This is a genomic window from Flavobacterium muglaense, from assembly GCF_014305155.1.
GTDB classification, from domain to species: Bacteria; Bacteroidota; Bacteroidia; order Flavobacteriales; family Flavobacteriaceae; genus Flavobacterium; species Flavobacterium muglaense.
Window position 1 is genome coordinate 1 of sequence record NZ_JACRUK010000094.1, and the last position, 4780, is coordinate 4780.

The 4780-nt window shown below is 33.7% G+C and carries 6 protein-coding genes; 5 read left to right on the forward strand and 1 reads right to left on the reverse strand.

Annotated elements, in window-relative coordinates; all coding sequences use genetic code 11:
- Positions 1-37 precede the first annotated feature (37 nt).
- Positions 38-181: a hypothetical protein gene (locus H8R24_RS17730; RefSeq protein ID WP_187021771.1), complete on the reverse strand. Its 144-nt coding sequence runs from the start codon at positions 179-181 to the stop codon at positions 38-40.
- Between the two features lie 696 nt (positions 182-877).
- Between H8R24_RS17730 and H8R24_RS17735 the strand changes: the two genes are divergently transcribed.
- The 5 genes from H8R24_RS17735 (at position 878) to H8R24_RS17755 (ending at position 4699) form a co-directional block, all read left to right on the forward strand.
- A complete protein-coding gene (locus tag H8R24_RS17735; RefSeq protein WP_187021769.1) occupies positions 878-1393 on the forward strand; it encodes a DUF4402 domain-containing protein in 516 nt (171 codons plus the stop codon).
- A 96-nt stretch (positions 1394-1489) separates the two neighbouring features.
- A complete protein-coding gene (locus H8R24_RS17740; protein WP_187021766.1) occupies positions 1490-2341 on the forward strand; it encodes a fimbrial biogenesis chaperone in 852 nt (283 codons plus the stop codon).
- Between the two features lie 53 nt (positions 2342-2394).
- On the forward strand, positions 2395-2925 hold the full coding sequence (locus H8R24_RS17745) for a DUF4402 domain-containing protein (RefSeq protein ID WP_187021764.1): 531 nt from the start codon (positions 2395-2397) through the stop codon (positions 2923-2925).
- Entirely contained in the window at positions 2925-4154 is a 1230-nt protein-coding gene (locus H8R24_RS17750) for a hypothetical protein (RefSeq protein ID WP_187021761.1), read from the forward strand. The genes H8R24_RS17745 and H8R24_RS17750 overlap by 1 nt, the downstream gene beginning before the upstream one ends.
- Positions 4151-4699 carry a hypothetical protein gene (locus H8R24_RS17755; RefSeq protein WP_222621513.1) on the forward strand — a complete coding sequence of 183 codons (549 nt, stop codon included), beginning with the start codon at positions 4151-4153 and terminating at the stop codon, positions 4697-4699. The genes H8R24_RS17750 and H8R24_RS17755 overlap by 4 nt, the downstream gene beginning before the upstream one ends.
- Positions 4700-4780 lie beyond the last annotated feature (81 nt).

Genomic DNA, 4780 nt, shown 5'->3' on the forward strand with positions numbered 1-4780 from the left:
TGAAAGACTTAAATCCTGATTGATTTACTTTTTCATGTCATTTAGCTAGTCTGGCAAAACCAATGATTTTGTCAGTTTTTTTTAAGATGTTACGTAATCCTTGCGTTAGATTGTACTCTTTTTGGATATAGGGAAATAATGGATCAATTCCAATTAATTCCATATTACCGGTCATGTCCATTGTTATCTCATGTTCTAGGTTTCGTTGTTAAGGAAGATTTTTTTAATTACAGTAATTACTGTTTCTTCTTCAGTTCCTGCAACCATCGCTATTATATTGCCTTTGTTTATTAAAACGATGTAAAGAGCGCTATTAGAAAGATCGGTTTCGTCGATCGATAATCTTTTTCTGACATTTTCATTTGTTTTGATTCTTTTTAATTGATATATTTAATGGAATTTAATTAGAAATAGCTAGTAAATTATTGATTTACAATTAATTTGGGCATAGGTTATATTTTGATAGGTAACATTTCCCAAAGTAAGTCAAGTAATCGAAAAATAAATTAGGATTTAATAGTGGTCGATGTATTTGTGTTACAATTTTCCGCTTTTCTATATTAAAGTGCTGATATCAAGTTTTTAATAATTGGTGTCTCTTAGTAGTGTAGGATATTGTAGTTAAATATATTCCTGCTTTTTAAAGGTTATTTTAGCGATTACTATTTCTTAAATATAGATATGCTAAAAATATATTTTGCTTTTTTTATTGTAGTATTAAGATTTTAAAATTTTATATTCTATGTAGTTAGTCGATGAAATCTGTGTTTTTTGATCAAATATTTTTATTTTATAAATGTTAGCTGTAATCTTTGAGTAATTATTTTAAAATATATTTCCAAATCTGTCCCAAAAACAATTTAACCTTAAAGGTATTATGAAAAAAATTACTTTATTCGCGATCCTAGCTATTGCTGCTTTTTCAAGTAGCGCTTATGCTCAAACCGTAGTCAGTCAAGCTGCAACTGCGACTGCTACTATTATCACACCTATTGCCATTATTAAAGTTGTCGATATGAACTTTGGTGATATTTCGACAAATGGAACTGATGGAACTGTTACTTTAGATTTTCTAAGTGGAAGAGTTGCAGCAGGTGGAGCTTCCTTTTCCTCTACTACTCCCGGAACAATTTCTTCGGCAAAATTCACGGTTACAGGTAAAGCTGATTATGCTTATTCGATTAGTATACCACAAACTATTACTCTTACACACACTAATACAACTAGTGTAATGCAAGTAACAAATATCGGTAATAATGTTGGTACTACTGGAATGTTAACGGGAGGTGCGCAAGATATCTTTGTAGGTGGTAAACTGAATTTAGTGGGAGCTCAAACAGCAGGAGTGTATACAAATACAGCTGACTTGAAAGTTACTGTTAATTATAATTAAAAAATCTTTTGTTAAGCTATAACCCAAATACCACGACCTGCTGTGTATTTGGGTTTTTCGTGCTTTAATGCAATCAATTTGTAAATGATAATTGTAATGAATATAGAAATCAAGTTTCTTTCTTTATTTCCGCACCTCTTTCGGAACTCAGTTATATTAATTTTGTATATCTTTTTTGGTAATTCATTATTTGCGCAAGGAAATTTGGTAGTACATCCTAAACGAATTGTATTTGATGGGAAAAAAAAGATAGAAAAATTAGTGCTTTCAAATACTGGAAAAGACAGTGCAGTCTATAACATTTCATTTATAGAATATAAGATGAATGAAGATGGGGAATTACTATCTGTAAAGGAGGAAGAGGAAGGTTTACGTTTTGCTTCACCTTACGTACGTCTGTACCCTCGTATTGTAAAATTGGGGCCCAATGAATCTCAAATTTTAAAAGTACAGATGTATAATACAGAGAATATTGCTGATGGCGAATATAGGTCACATCTCTATTTTAGAGCTGAGCAAGAAAAAACTGCATTAGGTACGGCAGCCAAAGCTAAAGAAGCTCTGGTTTCTGTGAAGCTTGAGGCGGTTTTTGGAATTTCTATCGCTTGTATCATTCGAAAAGGAGAAAACAAAACGTCTTTATCGATTTCTAATATGTCTTATTCGAAAAGTAAAGATCAAGAAAATTTACTTTTGTTTAAATTAAATAGGGCCGGTAATATGTCTGCTTATGGGGATTTTTTGGTAAGTTATGTAGCACCAAACAACAAGGTCTATGAAGTGGGTAGTGTAAAAGGTATTGGGCTTTATCTTCCCGGTAGTGCGCGAAATATGAGAGTAAAACTAAATGCACCAAGTAATGTAGACTTTAAAGGAGGATCATTTAAAGTTGTTTTTACCGAAAATGAAAGCAAAGAAATTCTTGCAGAAGCTGATTTAAAATTATAAGTCAAACTTGCGGTAAATAATTTGCTTTATGGGTCAGTAAACTAGAATCAATAATGATACACATAAAAAGTACTAAATACCGAATTCTAGATTTGCTATTACTAGCGATGTTTTTTCTTTTTATAAATATTTTAAATGCACAACCAGGTTTACCGCAACGTGAAATTACAGTTGTTCCTACACAGCCCATTGATTTTGGTACATTCTATGTCACTGGTGCGGGTTCAATTAAAGTCGATTTTCAAGGAAATGTAAGTACAACTGGTGGAGTAATATCTGTTAATAGTAGCTCTGTGACACCTGCTGTTTTTGAAATTAAGCTGTGTCAAGGTAGGACCGTCACTCTGAATAATGTTTATTCTGTATATATTAATGGAAGTAATGGTGGTCAATTGGAATTATTAATTGGTGAAGCTAAGAGAGATGGACTGGGTGATATACTGACAAATGGAAGTTCATTTGCAGTTGATACTAACTGTACATTCACAACAATACTTCGAGCAGGAGGTACTCTTATTGTACCGGCTAATGCTGTACCAGGAGTTTATATTGGAAGTTTTCCTATGACTTTTACCCAGCAATAATGACACTAATAAAAACAAATACTGCCAAAACTGTAGTAAGACTAGATGCTGAAAAAATCTGCATGAGGCTGCATTTATTGCTTATTTGTATGTTTTTTTCGGTTGTTCAAGCTGCAGAGACTCCAATAAACAAAGTTATAAAGCTGGATCCCATAATGTCAATTGACGAAATTCCAGTAGAAATTTTCATCAAGGGATATGGCAAGATAGAGGCGGATGTACTTATCACTGACAGAAATAGAGCTTATATTGATGTCAACGATTTGTTTGATAAATTAGGGATTTTATGCGTTAGATCTAATGATACATTCACTGGTTTCATTGAAAATGTGAATCGACCTTATGTCATTGATTTTGAAGAAAGACAAATTACTATTGACCATAATACAATACGCTCTCCAAACGGCTTTACTAAAGAGTCAGCTGCAATATTTGTAGAGTCAACAGTGCTTAGTGACGCGTTTGGTTTTAATATGATATTTAATTACCGCTCTTTATCCATTGTAATGGATGCAAATTTTGAATTACCATTGGTAAAAAAGGCAAGATTAGATAAAATTAGACAAAATGTATCATTGTTACAGTCACAAAATGAAGTAAAATCAGATAGTGTTATCGGTAGAAAATGGAACGAACCAACTCCTTGTTGGACTTATTTGTTGAATAATACTGTTGCACCAACTTGGCCATCATTGCACCCTACCACTAGTTTTGTAAAAGGGAGAGGGTATTTGTATTCGACTCAAGCGGTCAATCCAACCAAAGAATTTGCAGGTTTACTAAATAACGGTACTGTGACGTATCCGTTAACCAATAGTAGTCCAGATTTGACTGTTAAAGGATTTAATTTAATCGGAAATCCATATCCTTCTTCGATTGACTGGAAGGCAACTACAGGTTGGACGCGATCCGACTTGATTACGGCTGCAGGTGGATATGATATGTATATTTGGAATCCTGCCGCCAATAATTATGGTGTATTTAATTCTAATGGAACCACGGGGACTAACAGTGTTACGCAATACATCGCACCGACACAAGGATTTTTTGTACGTGCTAGTACAGCAGGTTCAATTACGATGGGGAACGCGGTGAGAGTAAACAGTGGTGCTAATAATTGGATGAAAGTTAAGGCCGAAAAAGAGAACCGTTTGAGAGTCAAAATCCAAGCCAATGATGGTACTGGATTTGATGAGGTCTTGGCAGAATCAATCTACCCGGTGCTTTGAAATTGTTTAGCCGAAGCGTAACCGCTCCGTCTTTATATTGGAATCAAGAAAACGCTGATTTGTCAGTGCGATATTTAACAGATGTTGTCGAGAATGCTAGTATTCCGTTGCAATTTAAAGCGGGTAAAGATGGTTCTTTTGAGATGACCTTTGATGAGCATATTGCCAATGTAACAACGTTTTTATTAGAAGATAAAAAGACCAAAACAATTCAAGATCTTAATTTGACGGCATCTTATAAATTTAATGCTGCGGTCAATGACGCTGCGGATCGTTTTGTATTACATTTTAGTCCCGTTACAGTTGAGCCAGTCAATTTGCCAGCACTTATCTATTATGATGGCAATCAAATTGTAGTCGATTTGACCAATGTAGAGCAAAAAACAACAGTTGCGATTTATGATGTTGCCGGCCGTCGATTGATCGAAAAAGCAGTAGATGGAAAACTGATTCATCGCTTTGTAATGTCTAATAAGAACCTAATTTACATTGTTGTAGCGAGTAGTAATGGTAAATTAATAAGTCGTAAAGTGTTGGTTTATTAAATTATTAATAGAGGTGTAAAGATAAATTCTTATCTTTCGTGAAAGAATTTTATTATGGAATCATTCAAAGGAGAAAGTATT

Bases quoted from the DNA above. Each gene is read 5' to 3' on its own strand.
- H8R24_RS17730 (WP_187021771.1), bottom strand. From the start codon at position 181: ATGGACATGACCGGTAATATGGAATTAATTGGAATTGATCCATTATTT.
- H8R24_RS17735 (WP_187021769.1), top strand. From the start codon at position 878: ATGAAAAAAATTACTTTATTCGCGATCCTAGCTATTGCTGCTTTTTCA.
- H8R24_RS17740 (WP_187021766.1), top strand. From the start codon at position 1,490: ATGAATATAGAAATCAAGTTTCTTTCTTTATTTCCGCACCTCTTTCGG.
- H8R24_RS17745 (WP_187021764.1), top strand. From the start codon at position 2,395: ATGATACACATAAAAAGTACTAAATACCGAATTCTAGATTTGCTATTA.
- H8R24_RS17750 (WP_187021761.1), top strand. From the start codon at position 2,925: ATGACACTAATAAAAACAAATACTGCCAAAACTGTAGTAAGACTAGAT.